Source organism: Microbacterium sp. MYb62, from assembly GCF_002979475.1.
Taxonomy (GTDB): domain Bacteria; phylum Actinomycetota; class Actinomycetes; order Actinomycetales; family Microbacteriaceae; genus Microbacterium.
This window is the reverse complement of the sequence record NZ_PCOY01000029.1, coordinates 14,736-37,296: the sequence shown is the minus strand read 5'-3', so window position 1 is coordinate 37,296 and position 22,561 is coordinate 14,736. Positions and strand designations below refer to the sequence as shown.

At 69.2% G+C, this 22,561-nt stretch carries 25 protein-coding genes and 1 pseudogene; 7 read left to right on the top strand and 19 right to left on the bottom strand.

Going from position 1 to position 22,561, the window contains the following annotated elements:
* Window positions 1-60 precede the first annotated feature (60 nt).
* Entirely contained in the window at window positions 61-951 is an 891-nt protein-coding gene (locus CQ042_RS18740; RefSeq protein ID WP_105671958.1) for a siderophore-interacting protein, read from the top strand.
* Between the two features lie 93 nt (window positions 952-1,044).
* Here the strand turns inward: CQ042_RS18740 and CQ042_RS18735 are convergent, their stop codons facing one another.
* From CQ042_RS18735 to CQ042_RS18715, 6 genes and pseudogenes are all read right to left on the bottom strand, one after another.
* Window positions 1,045-2,046, bottom strand: a complete 1,002-nt coding sequence (locus CQ042_RS18735) for a TIGR00341 family protein (RefSeq protein ID WP_105671957.1) — start codon at window positions 2,044-2,046, stop codon at window positions 1,045-1,047.
* A gap of 137 nt (window positions 2,047-2,183) precedes the next feature.
* Window positions 2,184-2,699, bottom strand: a complete 516-nt coding sequence (locus CQ042_RS18730; RefSeq protein WP_105671963.1) for an RNA polymerase sigma factor — start codon at window positions 2,697-2,699, stop codon at window positions 2,184-2,186.
* An 11-nt stretch (window positions 2,700-2,710) separates the two neighbouring features.
* On the bottom strand, window positions 2,711-3,343 hold the full coding sequence (locus CQ042_RS18725; RefSeq protein ID WP_105671956.1) for a hypothetical protein: 633 nt from the start codon (window positions 3,341-3,343) through the stop codon (window positions 2,711-2,713).
* Between the two features lie 161 nt (window positions 3,344-3,504).
* Window positions 3,505-4,065 carry a GNAT family N-acetyltransferase gene (locus CQ042_RS18720; RefSeq protein ID WP_258132348.1) on the bottom strand — a complete coding sequence of 187 codons (561 nt, stop codon included), beginning with the start codon at window positions 4,063-4,065 and terminating at the stop codon, window positions 3,505-3,507.
* A gap of 225 nt (window positions 4,066-4,290) precedes the next feature.
* Window positions 4,291-4,366: pseudogene (locus tag CQ042_RS20575) on the bottom strand.
* Window positions 4,367-4,453: 87 nt separating this feature from the next.
* Window positions 4,454-5,440, bottom strand: coding sequence for a YafY family protein (locus tag CQ042_RS18715; protein ID WP_105671955.1), 987 nt, complete (start codon window positions 5,438-5,440; stop codon window positions 4,454-4,456).
* Window positions 5,441-5,503: 63 nt separating this feature from the next.
* Here CQ042_RS18715 and CQ042_RS18710 point away from each other — a divergent pair, with 63 nt between their 5' ends.
* Together CQ042_RS18710 and CQ042_RS18705 are read left to right on the top strand one after the other, a co-directional pair.
* Window positions 5,504-6,559 (top strand): ABC transporter ATP-binding protein, encoded by a 1,056-nt coding sequence (locus CQ042_RS18710; protein WP_105671954.1) that lies wholly within the window; start codon window positions 5,504-5,506, stop codon window positions 6,557-6,559.
* Window positions 6,556-7,335: an ABC transporter permease gene (locus CQ042_RS18705; protein ID WP_105671953.1), complete on the top strand. Its 780-nt coding sequence runs from the start codon at window positions 6,556-6,558 to the stop codon at window positions 7,333-7,335. Before CQ042_RS18710 ends, CQ042_RS18705 begins: the two co-directional genes overlap by 4 nt.
* 164 nt (window positions 7,336-7,499) lie before the next feature.
* Here CQ042_RS18705 and CQ042_RS18700 read toward each other — a convergent pair whose 3' ends face one another.
* From CQ042_RS18700 to CQ042_RS18680, 5 genes are all read right to left on the bottom strand, one after another.
* Window positions 7,500-8,909 carry a DUF6716 putative glycosyltransferase gene (locus CQ042_RS18700; RefSeq protein WP_105671952.1) on the bottom strand — a complete coding sequence of 470 codons (1,410 nt, stop codon included), beginning with the start codon at window positions 8,907-8,909 and terminating at the stop codon, window positions 7,500-7,502.
* Window positions 8,906-9,778, bottom strand: coding sequence for an N-acetylneuraminate synthase family protein (locus CQ042_RS18695; protein ID WP_105671951.1), 873 nt, complete (start codon window positions 9,776-9,778; stop codon window positions 8,906-8,908). Before CQ042_RS18695 ends, CQ042_RS18700 begins: the two co-directional genes overlap by 4 nt.
* 95 nt (window positions 9,779-9,873) lie before the next feature.
* Complete coding sequence (locus CQ042_RS18690) at window positions 9,874-11,064, bottom strand: acylneuraminate cytidylyltransferase (RefSeq protein WP_258132347.1); 1,191 nt, start codon at window positions 11,062-11,064, stop codon at window positions 9,874-9,876.
* The gene (locus tag CQ042_RS18685) at window positions 11,061-12,413 is read right to left on the bottom strand and encodes a polysialyltransferase family glycosyltransferase (RefSeq protein WP_105671950.1); all 1,353 of its coding nucleotides are present in this window, start codon (window positions 12,411-12,413) and stop codon (window positions 11,061-11,063) included. The genes CQ042_RS18690 and CQ042_RS18685 overlap by 4 nt, the downstream gene beginning before the upstream one ends.
* On the bottom strand, window positions 12,410-13,390 hold the full coding sequence (locus CQ042_RS18680) for a glycosyltransferase family A protein (RefSeq protein WP_105671949.1): 981 nt from the start codon (window positions 13,388-13,390) through the stop codon (window positions 12,410-12,412). The genes CQ042_RS18685 and CQ042_RS18680 overlap by 4 nt, the downstream gene beginning before the upstream one ends.
* 398 nt (window positions 13,391-13,788) lie before the next feature.
* Here CQ042_RS18680 and CQ042_RS18675 point away from each other — a divergent pair, with 398 nt between their 5' ends.
* Entirely contained in the window at window positions 13,789-14,685 is an 897-nt protein-coding gene (locus tag CQ042_RS18675) for a hypothetical protein (RefSeq protein ID WP_105671948.1), read from the top strand.
* 39 nt (window positions 14,686-14,724) lie between these two features.
* Complete coding sequence (locus CQ042_RS18670) at window positions 14,725-15,024, top strand: DUF4229 domain-containing protein (RefSeq protein WP_105671947.1); 300 nt, start codon at window positions 14,725-14,727, stop codon at window positions 15,022-15,024.
* A 1-nt stretch (window position 15,025) separates the two neighbouring features.
* Here CQ042_RS18670 and CQ042_RS18665 read toward each other — a convergent pair whose 3' ends face one another.
* From CQ042_RS18665 to CQ042_RS18635, 7 genes are all read right to left on the bottom strand, one after another.
* Complete coding sequence (locus CQ042_RS18665; protein WP_146115429.1) at window positions 15,026-15,661, bottom strand: hypothetical protein; 636 nt, start codon at window positions 15,659-15,661, stop codon at window positions 15,026-15,028.
* A gap of 151 nt (window positions 15,662-15,812) precedes the next feature.
* Window positions 15,813-17,000, bottom strand: a complete 1,188-nt coding sequence (locus tag CQ042_RS18660) for a hypothetical protein (protein ID WP_105671945.1) — start codon at window positions 16,998-17,000, stop codon at window positions 15,813-15,815.
* Entirely contained in the window at window positions 17,000-17,296 is a 297-nt protein-coding gene (locus tag CQ042_RS18655; protein WP_105671944.1) for a hypothetical protein, read from the bottom strand. Before CQ042_RS18655 ends, CQ042_RS18660 begins: the two co-directional genes overlap by 1 nt.
* Window positions 17,293-17,583 carry an SAV_915 family protein gene (locus CQ042_RS18650; protein WP_146115428.1) on the bottom strand — a complete coding sequence of 97 codons (291 nt, stop codon included), beginning with the start codon at window positions 17,581-17,583 and terminating at the stop codon, window positions 17,293-17,295. Before CQ042_RS18650 ends, CQ042_RS18655 begins: the two co-directional genes overlap by 4 nt.
* Before the next feature lie 62 nt (window positions 17,584-17,645).
* Entirely contained in the window at window positions 17,646-18,620 is a 975-nt protein-coding gene (locus CQ042_RS18645) for a 1,4-dihydroxy-2-naphthoate polyprenyltransferase (protein ID WP_105671942.1), read from the bottom strand.
* Between the two features lie 127 nt (window positions 18,621-18,747).
* Entirely contained in the window at window positions 18,748-19,038 is a 291-nt protein-coding gene (locus CQ042_RS18640; RefSeq protein ID WP_105671941.1) for a DUF4287 domain-containing protein, read from the bottom strand.
* A 14-nt stretch (window positions 19,039-19,052) separates the two neighbouring features.
* Entirely contained in the window at window positions 19,053-19,415 is a 363-nt protein-coding gene (locus CQ042_RS18635) for a cupin domain-containing protein (protein WP_105671940.1), read from the bottom strand.
* Window positions 19,416-19,460: 45 nt separating this feature from the next.
* On the opposite strand from CQ042_RS18635, the gene CQ042_RS18630 reads away from it, so the two are divergent.
* The gene (locus CQ042_RS18630; RefSeq protein ID WP_105671939.1) at window positions 19,461-20,486 is read left to right on the top strand and encodes a DUF5937 family protein; all 1,026 of its coding nucleotides are present in this window, start codon (window positions 19,461-19,463) and stop codon (window positions 20,484-20,486) included.
* Window positions 20,487-20,502: 16 nt separating this feature from the next.
* Here CQ042_RS18630 and CQ042_RS18625 read toward each other — a convergent pair whose 3' ends face one another.
* Window positions 20,503-20,961 (bottom strand): Lrp/AsnC family transcriptional regulator, encoded by a 459-nt coding sequence (locus tag CQ042_RS18625; RefSeq protein WP_055865693.1) that lies wholly within the window; start codon window positions 20,959-20,961, stop codon window positions 20,503-20,505.
* 72 nt (window positions 20,962-21,033) lie between these two features.
* On the opposite strand from CQ042_RS18625, the gene CQ042_RS18620 reads away from it, so the two are divergent.
* A complete protein-coding gene (locus CQ042_RS18620; RefSeq protein WP_105671938.1) occupies window positions 21,034-22,473 on the top strand; it encodes a DUF6421 family protein in 1,440 nt (479 codons plus the stop codon).
* Window positions 22,474-22,561: the final 88 nt, after the last annotated feature.

Below are 22,561 nucleotides of genomic sequence, written 5' to 3'. Positions count from 1 at the left end.
GCACATCGCGCAGCGCCACGGTCTCGCCGGCCAGACCCCCACCACAGAGACGGAGACTCCGTGAGCATCCACCGCGGCATCGTCAGCAGCACGACCACCCTCACCCCGGCCCTGGTGCGCGTCACCCTCGGCGGCGAGGGGGTCGCCGACTTCCTCAGCACCGGCATCGGCGACGAATACGTGCGGGTGTTCTTCCCGCACGGCGAAGACCCGAAGGACGTCTCGCTGCCCGTGCCGGCGGGCGACTGGTGGGAGACACCGGACGGAGCGCCCGAGGCACCGATGCGCACGTACACGATCAGCGGCGTGCGCCCGGATGCCGGCGAGCTCGACATCGACTTCGTGATCCACGAGGCGGGTGTCGCAGGCCCCTGGGCCGCCCGTGCGGAACCGGGGCACGTGCTCGGGCTCAACTCCCCCACCGGCTTGTATTCTCCGCCGGAGGGCATCACGTGGCAGGTGCTCGTCGCCGACCTCACCGGGCTTCCGGCCGTGGCGCGCATCATCGCCGAGGCACCGGAGGGTGTGCGCACACGTGTCGTGCTCGAGGTGCCGAGCGAGGCCGACCGGATCCCGCTGGACGTCGGCCCTGACGTCGAGGTCACCTGGGTGGTCGGCGGAAACGGACATGGCCCCAGCGCGCTCGGCCCGCTCGTGCGCGGCGTCGTCGACGACCGGCTCCCCCTCGACGAGGGCTACGTGTGGGTGGCCGGCGAGACCGTGGCGCTGCGCGATGTGCGCAAGTATCTGCGCAAGGAGCTCGCCCTGCCCGCGACTCGCTTCAAGGTCGTCGGCTACTGGACGCCGGTCGCCGCCTGGGACGAGAAGTTCGCTGCCCTGCCCGACTCGGTGCAGAAGGAGTTGGATGCGATCTGGGCCGAGGCCACGGACGACGAGCCGGAGGACGTGCAGGTGCGCTTCGAAGAGCGGCTGGACCAGTTGGGGTTGTGAGGTGCTCCTCCCCGGCGTTCCGGTCGCACTTTCTGTCGCTCCCGCGGGGACAGTGCGCCAGGAAGTGCGACCGGAGCATCGTCGGGATGCCGCTCACTGCACCGTCAGCTCCGTGCCCTGGCCGACGTCGACGATGACGCCGATGTAGGAGGGGATCGACTTCGCGACCTCCTCCCGAAGCTCCGCGAGCGGCGGGGTCGATCCGTCGGGCGTCGTGAGAGAGATGGTCGCCGTCAGCCCGCTCCACTGCACGGCACCATGGATGTGTCCATCCGTCTCACCGTCGAGCCAGTCGGCTGTCGTGTTCTGGATGTCGACCGACCAGCGGGCGACGGCGATCGAGGCGATCGAGTTCGCAGCGAGAGGCACCGCGACGATGAGGCCCAGAGTCGCGACGATCGCGTAGGCGCGGCGCCGGTTGGCGGTGGGCGAGGATCCAGGATCGCGGGCGTACCCGGCCATCGTGAACACGATGCTGCCGGCGATCACGAGGGCGAAGACGTTCGAGAGGAAGAGGACGAGCGCGCCGAGCGCCTCCGGCCACTGCCCCTGCCCCGCGCACACGCCGACCACTCCGAGCGGCGGCACGAGAGAGATCGCGATCGCCACCCCCGGCAGCACCGCACTGAGGTCTTTACGGCACATCGCGAAGCCCCCGGCGAACCCGGTCGCGAGCGCTGCCATCAGATCCATCAGGCTCGGCGAGGTGCGTCCGATCACCTGCGAGTTGGTGGACAGACTCTCCGGTGTCGCGACGAAGACCGCGAACACCAATCCGAGGGCGATGACGATGCCGACCCCGCTGAGCACCCACAGGATCGACGACACGACCAGCCGGAGGTGACCGGTGACGATGCCCCACGCGATGCCGAGGATCGGCGTGCCGAGCGGGGCGATGATCATGGCCCCGATCACCGTCGCGGTCGAGTCGGTCAGCACTCCCGCGATCGCGATCATGCCCGAGAGCGTGAGCATGATGAGGAACCCGGTGCGCTTGCTGAGGGTGTCGCCGACGCTCAGGGCGAGGGCATCGTCCAGCGCCTCGGCCGTCGGTCGCTGCGACGTCGGGATCAGCGTCTGCGTCAGTCGGGACATGGGCCAGCCACTCGACCGGCTCCGCACACGTTCGTCATGTCCGAAAGCTAGAGGGAAGGTTCCACGGCCGCAAGGGTCCAGTCGCCCGGTCGAGGTGAACCCTTGCGGCGCGCATCCCGTGCGTCCGAGATGGGACGTCAGGCGTTCCCGCCGTCGGATGCTGGGCCGACGGGGTCCAAGGATCGTGCGAGTTGTCGCCGGGCGGTCTGATATCTGGTCCGTGCGGTCGATGCGGGGATGCCGATGATCCCGGCTGCGTCGGTGATGCTGAATCCGTCCCAGTGGATGAGGCCGATCAGTTCGCGCAGGTCTGGGGGGAGCCGGCTCACGGCGTCGCGTACCTCGACCGCGCGCTGGTCATCGTCGGGTGGCGCGGCTGTCACGAGGTGAGCGCGGAGTCGGTCGGCGAGCTTCCATCGCCGTTGCGCGCCCCGCGCCGCATTCGCGAGGACGTTTCGTGCGATTCCGAACAGCCACATCCTTGCGTGGGTGGAGTCTTCAGGCATGGCGTCGACACGGCGCCATGCTGTCGCCATCGTCTCTGACAGCAGGTCGGCCGCTTCAGCGCCACGGGCCCGATGTTCGAAGTACGCGAGAAGATCCGCGGAGTTCGTCGAGATATGGTCGACGCCGCGGGACTGACGCTCGTTCATGCCGCGACGGCTCACGGGGTCCCCTCCCCGCACAGCCACTGCCCACGGGTCGAGAGCATGTCGCGCTCATCAGACGGCGAGAATCCTCGCTCGACGAGTTCTTCCTCCACGGTCTCGAGTACGGCTGTCCGCACGGCCATTCCATAGATCACGTCCTCGATCGTGCTGTGGCCGGGCGCACCGCCGTCCACCAGGGCCTGCGCGTAGTCCCGGGCCGAGTCCTCGGTGAGTAGCCGCTCGTTCCTTGCGGCGACATCCGACGCGGCGACGACGTCCATGGTCGCAAAGATGTCCTGGACTGCACGCTGAATGTCGGGATTCTCAGAACGGAGATCCCCGACGCGGTTCTCACACGTAATGCCGCTGGGCAGTGTGTACGTGAACGTCCCGTCGGGTGTCTGCGCCCACGGCTCCCACAGTCCCGTCGCCATCGCGGCCGTACCGATCCCGAACACCGTCACGACCGGAATCCCGGCAGTCAGTGCGAGCCGCCAGGCGCGCTGGCGCGCATTCGGGCGCACGGCCCGCCGGGTGGCGATCGTCAACGACGCCAGCTCGTCCTCCACGGCCGGGGTGATCTGCGTCGTCGGAGCCGCGAGGCTTCGCAAGACCTGATCGAGCTCATCGTGATCTGTCGTGTCCATGTCAGTCCTTCCTCAAAAGAGCCTTCGACATGTACATGTCCGGCAACGCGAGAACCGTCTGTCGCGCGACGCATGTCGATCACGACGGGCTCGACGGGCTCGACGAGCTCGACGGTCGGACGAGCGGAGGGCTACCCGGCGCTGGACGCTCGGCCGACGCGTCACTGCTCCGGGCGGATCGCAGCGTACAGGAGCATGTCGCGACGCCGTCCGCCGATCTCCTGATGACGACGCATGAGGCCTTCCCTCACGTAGCCGGCCCGCTCAGCGGTGCGAAGCGAGGCCGCATTCCACGGCTCGATGCAGAGCGCGATGCGGAACAGGCAGGGGATCGTCCAACCGAACAGCGTGAGAGCCGTGAGCGCGTCAGCCGCGTACCCGTGCCCGCGAGCCGACTCGACGATCGCGTAGCCTGCGGTCGCACGCCCGCTCTCGAGCTCCGTGAGCCAGAGCCCGCAGTGCCCCACGGACGTGCCCGCCCGCGAGTCGACGACGGTGAAAGAGAATCCGGCGCCCTCCTCGTGGCGTGATTGCTGGCGTCTCACCCAGGCCAGGGCGTCGGCATTGCTGGCCTGAGCGGGCAACGAACCGACGAGCGGCACATAGGGGTCGGTCGACAGCTCACGCGCCATCGCGATATCGCTCTCCTGGACCGAGCGGAGGGCCACCCGGCCGTGCGAGGGCGCTGCCGCCGGCCACGGCGGGAGGATGGAGGAGGTCACCCCTTCATCATCCCCGAGGCGGAGCGCTTCGGGCCGGACGTGGCCCGCGGCGCCGGCGTCGCCTGGCTACGGTTCGGACACGGCCTGCGGCCCCCGCCTTCATCAATCCTTCCGGCTCCGACGAGGTCCGAGCATAGGCTCTGCCCATGAGCGAGCCCAGCGCTGAGCCGTCCCTGATCCAGCAGCGAATGGCTTGCAGCGCAAGCGGAGCTGGGGCACCTGAAGTGGACGCGACGGCGGGAGTCGAACCCGCAACGCCGTCAGATATGAGCTGAGGCCCGGGACCGCCCGGATCGCCGCGATGGGAATGACGTTACCCGGCCGTGATCTTTCCCACCAGGACCGTTGCCTGGGATAACCCTATGAGTCTGAGGATGACGGAAGCCGGTCACTCGGCGTCATCGGGCTCCGGGGTGTCGAGGGCGCGCAGCAGCCGCCCGACGGCTTCGCGGAGCTCGGCGCGGTGCGGCTCCGGCAGGGCCACGGTGTACTCGATCCCCTCAGGAATCCAGAGCAGCCCGTACATCGCCTCACGCCAGTCGGAGCCGCCGACGGGCCAGCGCGTGCGGTCCGCGCCCACGGCGGTCGCGCCCTGCCACCACGGCCCGAACCGCTCCTGCATCTCGTCGAGCGGCAGCTCCATCACGGCGGCCGCCTCGACCTTCTGCGGAGACCATGACGAGGCGATCAGCACGCGCTGCTCGATCTCCTCCTCCGTGATGTCGCGCCTCGGGAACAGCACGCGCGTGTGCTCGACAGCGGTGATGCGATCGACCCGGAACGTGCGCCAGTCCTCGCGGTCGAGATCCCAGCACAGCAGGAACCACTTGCGACCGGCGGGTGCCAGGGCGTGCGGCTCGACACGGCGGACGCTCTCCTGTCGCTCCGCATCCACATACCGCAGGCGCAGCCGCTCGGTGTCACGGGTGGCGAGGGCGATCTCCCCGAGCACTTCCGGCGAGACGACGGGGGCGTCCCCGATGCGCGGCGCCTGCACCGAGGCGGCGAGCGCGTTCACCCGCTGCCGCAGCGCGGAGGGCAGCACCTGTTCGAGTTTCGCGAGCGCGGTCAGTGTGACCTCGGGCCCGCCGACGAGCTGCTGCGTGGCGGCGACGCGCAGCCCGATCGCCATGGTCACGGCCTCATCGTCGTTGAGCAGCAACGGTGGCACGGCACTCCCGGCCTCCAGTCGATAGCCGCCGGCCACACCCGGGGTCGACTCCACCCGGTAGCCGAGCTCGCGCAGCCGGTCGACGTCGCGGCGCACGGTGCGCTCGGTCACGCCCAGCCGGGTGGCGAGCTCGGTGCCCGGCCAGTGCCGGTGCGTCTGCAGCAGGTTGAGCAGAGCGAGGGCGCGAGAGGTGGTGTCGGTCATGCATCTCAGTTTGCCAGAGTATGCGGACAGGATCTGTCCGCATACTTTTCTACGCTCACTCGCATGAACGAATCCCTCATCGAGACCGAAGGCCTGACCAAGGTCTTCACCGTCAAGAAGACGCCGGTGCACGCCGTGACCGACGTCTCCTTCACCGCCGTGCGCGGAGAACTCGTCGCCTTCCTCGGGCCGAACGGCGCCGGAAAGTCGACGACCCTGCGGATGCTCACCACCCTCATCCCGCCAACCTCGGGGCGCGCGAAGGTCGTCGGGCACGATATCCGCACCGACGCTGCAGGGGTCCGTGCCCGCATCGGCTACGTCGGACAGCTCACGAGCGGCAGCTTCTCGCAGCGGGTGCGTGACGAGCTGCTGAGCCAGGGCGCGTTCTACGGGATGTCGCGACGGGACAGTGTGCGACGGGCGGACGAACTGATCGAGTCGCTCGATCTCGCATCCTTCGCGACCCGCAGCGTGCAGCAGCTGAGCGGCGGGCAGAAGCGCCGACTCGACATCGCGCTCGGGCTCATGCACGCTCCGCCCCTCATCTTCCTCGACGAGCCCTCCACCGGACTCGACCCGCAGAGTCGTGCGAACCTCTGGGAGCACATCCTCGACCTGCGCACCCAGCACGGCACCACGGTCTTCCTCACCACGCACTACCTGGAAGAGGCCGACCGCTACGCCGAACGCGTGATGGTCATGGACAAGGGCCGCATCATCGCCGACGACGACGCCGCCTCCCTCAAGGCGACGCTCGCCGGCGACGTGCTGACCTTCGGATTCGCGGATGCCGCCGAGGCGGCGAGCGCCCGCGCCGTGGTCGCCCGGCTCAGCTCCGCCGAGGTCGCCGTCTATGACGCCTCGGTCTCGGTCGCGGTGCAGGACGGCGACCGGCTGCTGCCCGTGATCGTGCGCGAGCTCGACGCCGCGGGCATCCTCGTCCGTCGTGCAACCGGTGTTCCACCCACGCTCGACGACGTCTTCCTCGCGCTTACCGGGCGCACGCTGCGCGAAGCCGGCGAAGGAGCGGATGCCGCGGGCGAAGCATCCGAATCCGCCGCCCCTGCCGACACCCGCACCGCTTCCGAGAACAGCACGACAGGAGTCCTCTCATGATCACCAACGACACGCTCGTGCGCCCGAATCTCGCGCGCGACACCAGGAACGTACTGACCCGCGAACTCAAGCCCGTGCTGCGCGACCCGTTCACGCTGATCTTCAGCCTGTTGCAGCCGCTCATCTTCCTCGGGTTGTTCGCGCCCCTCCTGATCGGCGACTCGGGGCAGCCGGCCGGTGAGACGCTCGCCTGGTTCGTACCGGGTGTGCTGGTGATGATCGTGCTGTTCGGGACCGGGTCGACCGGGTCGAACCTGCAGTACGAGATGATGACGGGCTCGCACGAGCGCACCCTGGTCGCCCCGCTCGCCCGTTCTTCACTGCTGGTCGGACGCGCCCTCAAGGAGATCGCGCCGATCGTCGTGCAGGCACTGGTGATCGTGCTGATCGCCTGGCCGTTCGGCTTCGCGGCCGACATCCCCGGGCTGCTCATCGGACTCGCGCTGCTGGCCGTGTTCGGCGTCGGCCTCGGCTCGCTGTCATACTCGCTCGCGCTCGCGACGAAGGACCGGGAGTGGCTGTTCTGGGGCGTGCAGCAGTCGCTGATATTCCCGCTACTGATCCTCTCCGGCATGCTGCTGCCGCTGGACGCAGCCCCCGAATGGATGCAGGTCGTCGCCTCGGTCAACCCCGTGAACTGGGTGGTTCAGGCTGAGCGCGCGCTGTTCGCGGGAGACCTGGGAGATGTGACCGTGCTCTGGGGCTGGGTCTCCGCTCTCGCGGTCGCGGTGGTCGGGCTGATCGTGGGGGTCAGGAGCATCCGCCGGAGCAACTGATCCGATCCGACGGTGCGCCGCTCAGGGCGAAAACCCAGACGCAGCGGCGCACCGTCGGCGTGGCCTGCCGCGACACCCCGATGGCGGTTCGTCTCGTCTGGGCTTTCGTCTCGTCGGGCTTTCGCGCGTGCGGATACGGAGCAGGTCGCGCCGGCCCCTGCCCCTCAGCGACGGATGGAGTCGTCGAACGGGTTCGGTTCGAGCGTGTAGTCGGTCGAGGCGTCAGACCAGGTGCCGCCGTCCGAAGGCCTGCGGCGTCGGCGCAGCGCCGCGAGCGTCCGCGTCGCGGGGGCTCCGACGGCGAGCGCGACCGCACCCTGGACCGTGCGATCCTCGGCGCCGAGAACGCTCGCCCGATGCCAGGCCTCGTGCAGCGGCCCGCCGCGGGCCGCGGGCACACGACGGACAGGGAGCGCGCCCGAACGACGCAGGGCGACGAGCTGCTCCACCCGCTCCCACCACGTCGACTCGGCTTCGGGGTGGAAGTAGTTGTCGCGCAGCCAGTCGGGATGCGGATGCCGGAAGCGCCCGGCCACGACCTCGCTGCGACCGCCGAGCAGGCCACTTCCCACGAACACGGTGTTCAGAAGACTCTTGCTCACCCCGAACGAGTCGAGCGCGATCACGGGCACGCCCAGCGCCGTGGCCTCGATCGCCGCCGTCGAGCTCACGGTGACGAGGCCGGCTGCCGTCTCCAGCGCGTCGGCCATCGAGCCGTAGCAGAACACGAGGTTGTCCGGCAGACGTGACGGCAGCAGATCCGCATAGGGCTCGCGTTCGAGATGCGTCTCCGACTCCCCCGGCCGCGACCGCAGCTTCACCACCACACGCCGCGTCGGCTCGGCCTCAGCCGCCCGCACCAGCATCGCCGCGATCTCGGCGCGCTCCTCCCGCCCGACAGGCACGAGTGCCTGGGAGGCGAAGACGATGTCTGTGGCCGGCCTCCGCACCGGCGCGGTCGGCGCGGTCGGAGCCGGACGTTCGACGACGGCGACGCTGCCACGGCCACGGCCATCGCCACCGACCATAGCCACCTCGCGGATCCGTTCCGGCCTCAGCATCCGCTGCCTCCGCCGCGCGAACGGGAGCGTCGCGAGGGCCGTCGGCAGGTGCACGCCGATGCGATCGCCGAGCTCTTCGAAGGCCCGCACCTCGCGGTGGGAGTGCACGACCAGCAGGTCGGTGTGGCGGCGGTAGTCGAGGGCCCCGCGCTGTGCGGGGATCGCCATGCCGGGCAGGCCCGACACGGTGACGGGGCGGTGCGCCAGCGCGTCGATGACTCGTCCCATCAGCCGGACGAACGGTCCGCGCCCCGCGAGCAGCACCACGTCAGGGCGCTGCCCGTCCAGCCAGGCGGCCGCCTCGTGGAAGCCGATGCGGGTGACGTCACCCGGTGCGAGCGTCGTCCCGGCGAGCGCTGTGCGCTGCTGTTCGATGCTCGCTGTGAGCGGTGTGCGCACCAGCAGCAGGTGCGGGCGCACCCGCGAGACGGATCCGAGGAGCGACGCCGCCCATTTCACAAACGAATCGGCGTCGGCGATCGCGACGACGCGGATGCCGGAGGCCGCGCTCATGCGGGGATGCGGCGCAGCTTCGCCATCGGCGCCCGCTCGCTGTCGAACACCCGCTTTACGCCGTCGCCGGTCGCGAGCTCGATCACGCGGATGTCGCGCACCAGGTGCTCGAGGCCGGTCGGCTCGAGGGAGGCCGCGTGGTCGGAGCCCCACATCGTGCGGTCCAGCGTGATGTGGCGTTCGACAGCCACCGCCCCGATCGCCACGGCGGCGAGGGAGATCTGGAGTCCGCGCTCATGCCCCGAGTAGCCGACAGGCACACCGGGGTAGCGGTCGCGCAGCGTCGCGATCACCCGCAGGTTCGCCTCCTCGGGCTCCAGCGGGTAGGTCGAGGTCGCGTGCATGAGCACGACGCGATCCGTGCCGAGCGTGTCGAGAGCCCGGTCGATCTGCTCGATGGTCGACATGCCGGTGGAGAGGATGACGGGCTTGCCGGTCTCGCGCAGACGCACCAGCAGCTCGGTGTCGGTGAGGCTCGCGGAGGCGACCTTGTGCGCCACCACGTTGAGATCTTCGAGGAACTCGACGCTCGGGACGTCCCACGGCGAGGCGAACCAGTCCAGGCCCTGCATCGTGGCATGGTCGCCGATCTCGACATACTCGTCGCGGCCGAACTCGACGCGCCGCCGGTAGTCGAGGTAACTCATGAGGCCCCACGGCGTCTCGCGCGGGACGTCGCGCATGTGCTCCGGGGTGGAGATCTCGGGCGTGCGCTTCTGGAACTTCACGGCGTCCGCACCGGCGCGGGCCGCGACGTCGATGAGCCGCTTGGCGATGTCGACGTCGCCGTTGTGGTTCAGTCCGATCTCGGCGATGACGTAGGCGGGACGCCCACCGCCGATCACCCGTGAGCCGATGCTGACAGTCATGATTCCTCCGGTCGTCGAGCGTGGGTGCAACTCCCCTCCCTCCTGAGTACGGGCCGCGTGTGAACGCCGCGCAACGCCGGGGTTACCGGCGTCGGTCAGCTCGACAACACCCGCTCGATCAGTTCGCGTACGACTCCCTCGCCGCCTCGCCGCCGCAGCACAACGCGCGCCTCCTCGCGCACCAAGGGGTGCGCGTTCGCGACGGCGATCGGCCAGCCCACGATCCGCATGGCCGGGAGGTCGTTGACGTCGTTGCCGAGGTAGGCGATCTCGGCGAGTGGCACGTCGATCTCCCGCGCCCAGTGCCGCAGTGCCGTCTCCTTGTCGTCGATGCCGTGCAGCACGGGCACCCTGAGCTTGTCGGCACGGGCGCGGACCACCGGATTCACCTCGGTCGACAGGATCAGCAGCGGCACCCCGGCCCGGCGCAGCAGGGCGACGCCCATCCCGTCCTCACGGCTGACCCGCACCCGCTCCCCTCCGTCGGCGTCGATGATCGCGGTGTCGTCGGTGTGCACCCCGTCGAAGTCCGTCACGACCGCACGGACCGGGATCGGCGGCGCGACCTCGTGCCGCGCCGCGAGAGCTCGCGCGACCCGGAGTTGATCCTCGTCGTCGATCTCGATCGCGGTCCATCCGGGCACCGGGGCGAGGCGGATCCGCCCGAAGAAGCGGTGTCTGCTCTCGCGGAAGCCTGCCGCGCGGAACACGTAGAACGCTCCGGTCTCGAGGTGATGCGGTTCCCTGTCCTGTCGGCGGAGGCGACGCGCGGCCTCGTGGTTGATCGCGACCGCGGCGCCGCCTTCGTCCTCACGCCACAGGAACCCGAAGGTCTCCTGGGCCGAGAAGACGCTGTCGGCGCGGTCGGCCCGCACGTCCTCGACCGCGGCGGCGAGCGCGTCACGGGGGATGAACGGCGACGTCGCCTGCAGGAAAGCGACGATCTCGACCCGCAGACCGCCCGCTTCGAGTTCGTCGAGGGCGTGCAGGATCGCGCTCTCCGACGTCGCCGTATCTCCGGAGAGCTCCGCGGGACGGCGGACGACGCGGGCACCGGCAGCCGCGGCGACCGCCGCGATCTCCTCGTCGTCGGTGGAGACCACGACCAGATCGATGCCGGATGCTGCGGCCGCCGCGCGGACGGCGCGCTCGACCAGCGGCACCCCGCCGACCCGTTCGAGATTCTTCCTCGGCACCTGCTTCGACCCACCACGCGCGGGGATGATCGCCACCGTCGTGCCGCTGCCCTGGTCCATCATCCACATCCTCGTCATCGTCTTCGTCATCGTCCCCGTATCGCGCGCCACGCCCGTGCCACCCGTCGCCCCGCGCCGATCGCGGAGAGTCTCCACTCTTCGACCATGCCCACTCCCCCGGCAGGACGCAGGACCCGTCGCAGAGCCCCCTCGGCCGGCGCGCCGGGCAAGCGCAGCTCCGCGAGGCGCTGCGGGGTGAAGTAGCGACCGCGTTCGTCCGCGTCGAGAGTCACCAGCAGCTCTTCGGCACGAGCACGGAGATGACCGGCGACCTCGGGCTGCATGGCGTATCCGACCGCGTCGATCAGCAGCTGCAGGCGTGCAGGATCGGCATAGGGGGTCGCATCGCGGGTGAGTGCGTCGACCAGGGTCGCGGGGATCCGGTTGCTGTTCTCGAACGGTGTCAGCGCGGCCAGCACCGTGTCGTTTCCGGCCGAACCGATCGCCCGACCGAAGAGCGTGCGCACGGTCGGCAGCGCCGTCGAGAAGCCCGCGACGACGGCCACGGCATCGAGCCGTTCTGCGAGCATCTCCGCCGCCAGCGTGCCTCGATACTCGATGAAGTCGACGCCGTGCGCGGTCGCTCTGGCGCGGACCGCCGCCGTCACGAGCGGTGGTGCCGCGGGGTGCGGCTTGAAGACGATGCACTGCGGGGACCAACGCGCCGCGCGATCGATCAGCCGCCTCTGCAACTCGATCTCCTCTGCGGGCGTCACCAGACCGAGTGCCGAGAGGTACTGCCCGAGCACGAGCACAGTCGATACGCCGTCGCCTTCGAAGTCCGCTGCACCGGCATCCGTCTCCCGCAGCACCGCGGCGAAGGATGCCGGCGGCACCGGCACGATCTCGGCGGCGGGCGACCCGACGAGAGGCCGCACCCCCGGCACGACGTCGGCGTGCACGACGCGCTCCACTCGCGCCGCCACCGCATACGGCAACCGCACCCGCATCGGCGAGTACGTCATGAGCCCGTCGCCGACGATCGTGATCCGTGCCCGCGGGAACAGCGTCATCAGGGTGCGGGCCGGCGCGACCTGCGGGCTCTGCACGAACAGCTCGAGGCCGTGCGGGTCGAGGTGCCACGCGCGCGCGAGCAGACGCTCGAGCATCGGGAGATCGGCATCCGCCGGTTGCCACGCGCTCGGATGCAGCGGTCCGAGGAGATCTTCGAGGGGCTCGATGCGGTCGAACCTCGCGCGCAGCGAGACCAGCACCGGATCGACCGCGAGTCCGATCGCGGTCTCGGGCACCCGCGACGAGGTGAACGGCACGAGGATGCGCTCGGCGACACCGCCGGCCGGGTCGAGAAGTCCGGCGTCGAGCGCCGCCGCTGCGGTCGCGAGTCCATAGGCGCTGTGCACCGCGAAGATCTGCGTCATGCCGCGCGCCCCGCCTGCCGGAGGATGCGCGCCAGGACCCGACGCCGCGGCCCATCGAAACGCCCCAGCACCGCGCTCACATCATCTGCCGGGAGCCGCCCGAGCATGTCGCGGATCCCGGTCCGCATCTCCGCGCGCAGCTGCGGGCGCATCCGGCGGGCACGCACCAGGTGATGGGAGCTGAGGGCGAGCGCCGTCCACACGACCTTCGGCAGGAACCGCTCCGCCTGGGGGTCCTGCGCGACCACGGAGATGACCTCGTCCATCGCTCGGGCGAAGTCGAGCTGGCGACGGTCCCGCACCTGCGTGAGCGACGTGGATACTCCCCGCCGATAGAGCAGCGCCGGGGCGTCGATGACCGCGAACGAGCGGGCCTGCAGGTGGAGGCGCCAGATCCACGGACGGTCCTCCGCCGTGTGCAGTCCCTCCCGGAACTCGGCGAGACCGCCGTCGATGACGCGGCGGTGGAAGATCCCCGCCCAGGCGAACGGGTAGTCGACCATCGTCGCCTCGTTCTCGGGCAGGATCGCCTCCCGGGGCGAGAGAGCGCGGTCTCGCCAGGGGTGGGGTGCGCGCACGAGTGCCCGCTGCGAGCCGGTGACCGTGACGTGGTCGGTTCGCAGGAAGTCGCAGTCGAGTTCCCGCAGTCGCGCCACCAGCACGTCGAGGCGCCGCGGCTGCAGCCAGTCATCGCCGTCGAGGAAGCAGAACGCCTCGCCTTCGACGTGGACGAGACCCTGATTGCGGGCACTCGCGAGGCCACGCGCGCTCGGGTTCCGCAGCACCTCGGCATGTGCGAACCTCTCCGCATACTGCCGCATGAGCGCGCCTGTGTCATCGCTCGAGCCGTCGTCGATCGCGACGAGCTTGACCGCACCGGCATCGTCGAACTGCCGGGTGAGCGTCTCGAGCGCCGTCCCGATGTACTCGCCGGCGTCCTTGGCGGGCAGGATGACGGTGACGAGGGGTGTGCGCACGGAACTCCCGGAGACGGATGGTGTCCGGGAATGGTGCCAGGTGGTCGTTGCCGGATGGCGACGCGAAGGTGAACGACCGGTGTCGGCCGATCCGCGGGCGTCGGGCACTGCGGTGTGGCTCCGCACCCGAACGGAGCCACACCTCCCAGTGCTTCGCACTGCCGAACGTGAGACGTTCGGGTGCGAGATCGCCGATGCGACCTCGCGTGCCACGTGGCCGACTGACCCCCATCAGCCGGTCCCGAGACGTTCTTCGTCGTCGTGCTCGATCCCGAGGGGAACACGACGCTTGTAACATGATACATGTCAGTCGACTCGATCCTGCGAGACCACCCGATGTTGATCGACGATCACGACTCCAGTTCGCACACGAGTCGCGCATCGGCGACGATGGGGACATGCTCTGGCCCTTCGGATCGACCTGGCGCCCGGTGCGGCAGCGTCGGCGCAACACCGTCGATCTGCGATGGCTCAGCGCCCGGACCTGGACCAGACGCTGGTACCCGCAGGGCATCGACCTCGGGATGTGGCGCGGCCGACGCACCCTCGCCGTGAGCTGGTTCCGGCAGGAGCTCTCGGGCACGCACCTCGCCTCCCGCGTGACGCTCGTCGACCTGGAGCGCTCACGTCACCTGGACGTCCTCCTCGCGGTGGCCGATGAAGACGGCGAACTGCAGCCGGCTCCGATCCACGCCGGCGGGCTCGCCTGGTTCGGCGATCGGATGTTCGTGGCGGCGACGGGGCGCGGCATCTGGGAGTTCGACTTGTCCGACATCCGCGAGGTCGGCGGTGCGCTCGCCCGACACCTCGCCGGATCCCGTTCCCGCGGGGGACGTGCGACCGCACTCGTCGCGGTGCGCACCCGGGTGCACCCCGTGACGCTGCGCTGCTCGTACCTCGGGCGGGTGTTCGACGACGACGGCGCTCCCCTCCGCCGCGTGCTGATCGGCGAGCACCGCACGGACGACAGCGGGAGGATCGGCGAGTTCGCCATCCCCGAGGGCGCCGACGGCGGCTTCGTCGAGGAGGACCGGTTCTCCCCCGGCATCGGCAGCATGCAGGGGGCCGTGCGCTGGGGGGATCAGTACTTCGTGTCGCAGTCCGACCACCTTCGTCCCGGCGCACTGTGGAGAGGCGGACGCTCGACGCTGGAGAGGGATTGCGTCCCGCTCCCTGTCGGCTGCGAAGATCTGGCACTCGACCTCGATGCCGGACTGCTCTGGTCGCTCGGGGAGCACCCGTGGCGTCGGGTGGTGCGCGGCATCCCGTTCGCACACCTCGGCATCTCGCGCTGACGGCGCGGACCCCCTGTGCGGCGAACGTACACTGGAGGGGTGAAGAAGAAGCCCGCACCTCTCCTCGTCTACACCGTGCTGCGGCTGCTGGCATTCCTCGTCCCGCTGGCCGTCTTCTGGTTCTTCTTCCCGATCTTCCGCGAGTACTGGTGGCTCGCCGCGATCTTCGCCGCCCTCATCGGCATGAGCATCTCGATGCTGTTCCTGCGCACACCGCTCACGGATGCCTCCGCGAGCCTGCACGAGCGGCGCGAGAGCCGCGCCTCCGCCGGTCAGGCGGATGCCGACGCCGAGGATGAGGCCGTCGACGGCGCCCCGTCGGGCGACGACAAGGTCTGATTCAGCGCAGCGGGCGCTTCTCCGCGATCAGGCTGTCGATGACCGCGCGCGCGGTCGCGGCATCCGCCCCCGGAACCTCCGAACAGCGCGTGATGATCTCCGCCACCACATCCGGATCCGACAACAGCTGACGCACCGGCCACTCCACCGGACCACTGACCGTCGCCAGAACGAGCTTCTGACCCGGCGCGAAAGCAGTCACGACAGAACTCCAGGGGATCGTCACCGCGCGACGCAGAGGACCGCTGGCCGAGACCCCCTCCGCATCGAGGCGCACCTCCACCCAGCGCGACACCGTCCACAGCGCCCACACCGCATACGCGATACAGAAGGCGACGACAACACCATACGCAGAGTAGAAACGGGTGATCTCGACGCCAGCCAGAAGAGTGGCGACGAAGAAGAAGCCCGCCGTCACCATGCCTCCCAGGAACATGACCGCAAGCCACACCGCACGTCGCTGGCTCGGGAAGACGACAGCCATAGGGTCGACTTCGGCGTCGATGTAGCCAGCGACCCAGGGGGAAATGCGACGATCCAGGGCGATTCCGAAACCTCCAGCGACGATCAGGCTCGCGACGAATCCATAGAACAACGGATGGTTGATCGAGAGAACGGTGATCACGGCGGCAATCACGAGCACGGCCCACCCGATGGGCGCCCAGGCCGGAGGTTCCTTTCGGGGGCCGTTCCGTCGCTCCTTCGGCACCGCTCTTCCGATGTACTCGTCGAGCCGAACCCGATCCGTCACGCGCACTCCCGATGTCTGCCCCTCACAGGGACCGCCTTCACTTGATCCACTGCCCGAGATCCACAGAACGGTCAGCGAACCAGTCGCCGATCTGCTCCCCCACATCCCCGACGACGATGTACCCGTCCTCGGTGAACTCGTAAATCCCGCTACGCCAAGAGACTGGCGTAGATTCCCAGATGCCGCCTGCGACGTTCCCCCCGACAATACCGACTCCGCCGACGATCAATGGGGGTCCCCAAATCGGCATGGAGGCGCCAGCGATGAGCGCACCCGCGATACCCATGGCTCCGAGCCCGGCGGCCCACTCGACCACCACATCGACGGGTTCCTTCCCGTCCGCGATCGCCCAGGCTCCGAGGCCGATGTCGACGGCGGGTCCGCCGACCGTGTCGAGGACGCTGCGCAGTGTCTTGGTGACCTCCGCCACCGAGCCGAGCTTCTCGGCCATGCCGTGGAACTGCTCGGGGGTTCCCGCCTTGATGGCGTCCAGCAGCCTCGCCCGGAGCGCCGGATCTCCCGAGGCGTACGATCTCCGCGACATCTCGTCTGCGGCGAACGCGAATCCCTCGGCCTTGAAAGTCAGGTTCGCGATCTTCTGCTCCCACCGCACGTCGAGGTACTTGTTGGCGGCGGGGAAGCCGAGACCCGCAACCGAACGGATCAGGTCGTTCAGTTCCTGCGCCTGGGACTCCGCCGGAAGCCCCGCCGCAAACCCGACGAGGTTCGTGTAGATCCAGGCTTTGTGATCGCCATGCCAGAGCACCACGTCGTTCTGGATGCGTTCGTACTCGCGAAGGCGCTTCTGGTACTCACGCCATTCGCTCCAGGATTCGTCTGCGTCGCTCTGCGGGACGACCCCCGACCAGGTGGGCGCGAAGACGGTGGTACCCGCCACCGCGAGGCCCACGTCGGCCGCATGGACCAGGAAACCTTCGAACTTCTCCTGCATGCGCTCGACCTTGCCCGCGAACACGTGCAGTGTCTCGGCGAAGGGCCCGGCAAAGTCGGCCACCTCGCGAGCGGGTGCGACCATCTGGCCGACGAGTTCGTTGAACGCGTCCCCCGCCCTCCCCTGCCAGTAGGAGTACGACGAGGTCGCGATGATGCCGTCGATCACGTCGGCCTCATGGGCCGCCGCCTCTGCCTTATGCCGGAGCCATTCCGCCGCGCTGCGGATCGCGGAGGGGCTCCCGCCCACCTCGATGACGCACGAGCCGGCCATCAGGAATCACCGAGTTCGGACGAGATGCCCTCCAGCGCCTCGGACACGGTCTCCTCGTCGTCGATGACGCGGGCGGCGATGTCTTCCAGCAGTCCGGCGATGTCGCTGTGCACTCCGGCGAGCAGCCCGGTCCATTGGCTGATCCGACCGAGGACATCCGCAATCGGCTGCGAGCCCTCCCCGGCATCGACCGATTCGGGCACGCTGTGCGTCGCTGCCCCGAGCATCTCGGCAGCATCCTGCAACTGCGATGCGGCGAAGCGGACCTCGGTGGTGTCGACCTCGATCCTCGTCATCGCAGGCCGCCTCGGCGCTGCGGCTGCGCATCCGGACGCGGATCCATGAGGATCCGTGTGATGTTCATCGCGGACGCCTGCTCTTCCAGATCCGGAGTCCGAACGAGCATCCAGGCCTGCTGAGCGCCCATCGCCGTCTCGAGCCGATCGAGGGCCGAGTACGCCGCGACGGCGAGTTGCCCTGTCGTGAGGCGGAGCAGCGCGATCCCGGCTCTGCCCTCGTGATCCTGACCATCGATCGGTACGTACACGACAGGCGGTATCGACCGCTGTGACACGATTTCCATGATTCATCCCCCCGGGTGAAGCTCGGACGCCCAGCCTATGGCCTGGGCTTCACAGGTGCGCCTCAGCCGATGAAAGCCCAGAACAGGGCGCCGGCATACAGCAGCGACGTCAGCGACGTGAGCGCGAGCGCGGTGACCAGCTCGCGCGGCTGACGGTAGGCCCACACGATCACGATGGCCGGAAGCCCGGCGAGCAGGGCCAGCAGGGCGATCCAGGCGATCGGGAACAGCAGCGCCAGGAACGCGGCGATGCCGAACGGCGCGAGCACGAAGAGCGTGAACAGCACCTGGGTCGCCCGCCGGCCGATCAGTACGGTGAGAGTGCGCTTGCCGACCTCGCGATCCTGGTCGATGTCGCGGAGGTTGTTGGCGAGCAGGACGGCGCAGGCGAACAGCCCGGCGGCGATGGCACCGAGCCAGGCCTGCTGCGGCAGATCGAAGATCTGCACCCACGTGGTCCCGAGCGTCGCGACGAGCCCGAAGAAGACGAACACGAAGACCTCACCGAGGCCGGCGTAACCGTACGGGCGCTTGCCGCCGGTGTAGAACCAGGCGGCGACGATGCACGCGGCGCCGACGGCCAGCATCCACCACTGTCCGGTGCGCACGACGATCGCCAGCCCCGCGAGTGCCGCGAGGCCGAAGAAGACCAGGCCGATGATGAGGACGGCGCGCGGCTTCACCCGGCCGGACGCCGTGAGGCGCGCAGGCCCGACCCGATGGGCATCCGTGCCGCGGACGCCGTCGCTGTAGTCGTTCGTGAAGTTCACGCCGATCTGCAGAAGCACCGCGACGGCGAGGCAGGCGAGCGCGATGACCCAGTGGAACTCGGGCTCGGTGCTGCGTGCCGCCCCCGTGCCGATGACCACGGGGGCGATCGCGAGAGGAAGGGTGCGCAGGCGCGCGGCGCCGATCCAATCGGACGCCGTCACCGGGCCCGCTTCGACGACAGGACGCTTCGCCGGGTTGCCGCTCGTGCGAGCCGGGGTGCGCTTCGCGGTCTGGGTCTTCTTCTTGCGCTGGGAGGATGCTGCCACGCAGGGAATCCTACTGGCCGGGCCGATGCCCGACCTCAGTCTCGTCGCCCCATGGTTCCTGAGCGCCCTTCGTCTCGTCGCTTCGCTCCTCGCTCAGGAACCGCGCAGCGAGACGAAGGGCCCCGCATCAGGGGTTCGGGTTGCTGTCCTTGCCGTCGAGCCACAGAGTGTTGGAGGCGTCGCCGTGGGCGCCGCCTGTGCCGACGTGCTTGTCGCTGATCTGCGGGCCCTTGGTGATCACGTGGACGAGGGCCATCGCGTGCCCCTGACCCAGCTGGTAGTCCTCTTTGAGCCACGCGACGATCGGTGCCGCCTTGGTGGTCTTGTCGAACCCCTTCTCGGTCGCGAGCTCGATGAACTGCCGCGGGGTGAGGCCGGTCTTGGTCTCGATGTTGTCGAGGTATGCCTGGAAGGACATGTGTGCTCCTGTGCTCAGTCCTCGTCGAGGAACGTCTGGATGATGGTGGCGGAGGCGTGGATGCCGATGATCGTGAGGATCCCGTCGCCCGCGTTGACGAAACGATGCGGGACGTACGCGGGGCCGGTCGCGGTGTCGCCCGCCCCGGCCACGAAAGTCTCCTCGCCCACGGTGATCGAGGCAACGCCCTCGATCACGATCCAGGTCTCAGGATAAGGATGCCAGTGCAGTCCCGGCCCCTCTCCCGGCTGGTTCTCCACGAAGAAGTACGAGACTGCGGCGCCATGCTCCGCCCCCACGAATCTGCGGCTGCGGCCGGTGCCGATGCGGATGTCGGCGCCGGCGACGACCCCGACGGTGGATGATGTGCTGGTCATGGCACCAGTCTCGACAGCGACGCGAGCACTCCCTAGAGTTTCGATGTGCATCGAAACATCGAACCGGTCGACGGCGTCGAGCATCCCGACCACCGCGTCGAGTTCCACCTGAGCCCCGGCGACGTCGAGGCGGTGCGGTTCGGCATCTCCCCCGGCCACGAACTGGCGCACGCCGTACGGGTGCTGCGACGCCCCGCCGCGCACCCGCTGCAGTGGGGATGGCTGCGGGCCGTGCGCGACCGCCTTCCTCGCGAGGGCTTCGCGCTGCTCACCACGGTGATCGGCGACGACGGATATCTGCCCGACTTCCTGACGACCACGCCGCGGTGGGATCTGACGCCCGAGGCCGAACTCGACGAGCTGCGCGTCGCGCCTCTCGACCCGATGCGCGTCGACTTCGGGAAGATGGTGCGGCGTTCGGCCGGAGCCCGACGACAGGCGCTGCGCGAGATGCAGGATCACCCCGAGCGGGCCCGGGGAATGATCGCCGACGCCTGGGCGGCCGTGTGGGATGCCGCGCTCGACCCGGTGTGGACGCAGCTCGAACGGCTGCTGCGCGCCGACATCGCGGTCCGCTCTCGTACGATCGCGAGCACCGGCATCGCGGGCATGGCCGGAGATCTGCACCGGCAGGTGACCTGGGGTGAGGGCGCCGTCCGCGTCTCCCTCCGCCGCCACAGCGAGCAGGTCGACTGCCGAGGAAGCGGTCTGGTGCTGGTTCCGTCGGTGATGTCGTCGTGGGGATGCATGGTGCTCACCGAGCCTCCGGCGCAACCCACGCTGTTCTATCCGGCACGCGGCGTCACGGCCGGCTGGGCCCGAGATGCCGGCGACATCGCCGACGCCCTCGGCGCTCTGCTCGGTCCGGCGCGAGCGGGCATCCTGCTCCGCGCCGGCACCGCCCGCACGACGACGCAGGTCGCGCACGACGCCGGCATCTCCGCATCGACGGCGTCGCATCACCTCACCGTGCTGCGGGGCGCGGGGCTGATCGGCAGCGAACGTGACGGCACCAGGATGCTGCACCTGCGCACCCCGCTGGGCGAGGCGATGGTGGGCGCCGTGCTCTGACGCTCCCTGCGCGGGACTACTCCGCGGAGCCCACCGGGATGATCGGCCGGTGCTCGTAGTAGGTCTGCAGCACCACGGTCGTGCGGGTGCTGACGTTGGCCGCGAGGCGGACGTCGCGGACGAGCTCTTCGAGCGCCCGCGGCGACGGGACGCGGACGAACAGCATGTAGCTCGCGTCGCCGGCGATGGAGTGGCAGGCCTCGATCGCGTCGAGATGCTCGAGCAGTTCGGGGGCGTTGTCGGGCTGAGCGGGGTCGAGCGGGGTGATCTCGATGAACGCCGAGAGCGGGGTGCCCACCTGCTCGGGGTCGAGGATCGCCTGATACCCGGAGATGACTCCTCTCGTCTCCAGCCGGCGCAGGCGCGACTGCACCGCCGAGACCGAGAGTCCGACGGCGTCCGACAGCTGGGAGAGCGTGGCGCGGCCGTCACGGGAGATCGCGGTCAGGATCGCGCGGTCGACAGAGTCATCCATAGCTGTAAGATTATCGTCAGGATTCCGTTTATGCAGGAATCTTTCCGTCAAAAACTCCGATCGGAGGTCCCGATGTCCCTTCTTTCCGCCAACAGTTCCGCTGTCCAGGCCATCGTCGGCGAACCCGAGGTCGTCGAGGACGCGTCGACCGCCGAGCAGTCCGCCGCCTGGGCGCAGCTCAAGGGTGCCGCGATCGCGATCCGCGAGATGCAGATCAAGGACGGCTCGATCCCGGATGCCGCACACCACGCCGCGGCTCGTGAGCTCGTCGGTGCGATCACCGCGTCGATCCGTGCGCTCGCCCCCGCCTTCCCGCACGACGCCGAGTACCTCGCCGCATCCGTCGTCGACTTCGACCGCTGGGTGTCCGAGGACTTCGGTGTGCCGGACTTCCTCGACTCTCTCGTGGCCTTCCAGCCGCAGCAGCACCGTGTCGACGGCATCCGCCACCTCGTGGTCTTCCCGATGTACACGCAGAACGGCTCGAGCGACCGTCTCGTCGAGGCGCTCATCGTCGAGACGATCTGGCCGGAGTTCATCGCGGCACTCGAAGCGGGCGACTACGGCAACAAGCTGTTCGTCTCGCTGCGCCTGGTCGACTTCACGCCCGGCTACGACACGAACTCGGCCGTGCTGTTCCCCGAGACCGTCGCGATGCGCGAGATCCCGACCTTCACCTGGGGCGCGATCTTCCAGGACCGCGAGGCGGCCCGCTACCGTCGCGTCACCCGCGCCGCGGCCGCGATCACCAACCTCGACCTGCCGGAGCGCGCCGCCGCCATGCTCGACGACCAGCAGGTGGCCGAGAAGACGTTCGTGATGTGGGACATCATCCACGACCGCACACACATGCGCGGCGATCTGCCGTTCGACCCGTTCATGATCAAGCAGCGGATGCCGTTCTTCCTCTACTCGCTGGAGGAGATGCGCTGCGACATGACGGCGTTCCGCGAGTCGGTGAAGATCGAGCGCGCCCTCGCGGCGCGTATCGACGCCGGCGAGGACCTCACCGAGACCGAGCAGGAGATGCACGACTACGCGCACCTCGTGCAGTACGCGGTGATCTTCGACCGCATCTTCCGCTTCTCGATCACGGGCACCCGCACGCGCAACTACGACGCGGTCGGCGGACAGCTGCTGTTCGCCTGGCTGCACCAGCGCGGCGTGCTGCACTGGACCGACACCGCGCTCGCGTTCGACTGGGACACCGTACCGGATGCCGTGGTGGCTCTGGGAGATGCGATCGATGATCTGTACTGGCACTCGATCGACCGTCCCAAGGTCGCGCACTGGCTCGCAGCCTACGAGCTCGTCCGCGGCACCCTCACCCCGCACCCGGCATCGCAGTGGGCCCGCGGCCTGTCCGACGAGATCCTCGCCGGCGCGCCCAAGGGCTACACGGATGCCGTGATGGACGACGAGTTCCCGCTGTCGATGTTCTTCGAGACCCTCGACAAGAAGATGAAGCCGGTCATCGAGTCGACCGTGGGCATCCGCGGCACCGACGACTGATCACCACGCGCGCGCCGCGCGCGTTCCGAGTGTGACGCTGGGGCGCACTGCACTGCGGCCGGAACCTGTTCTGCGGATCTCTCCGCAG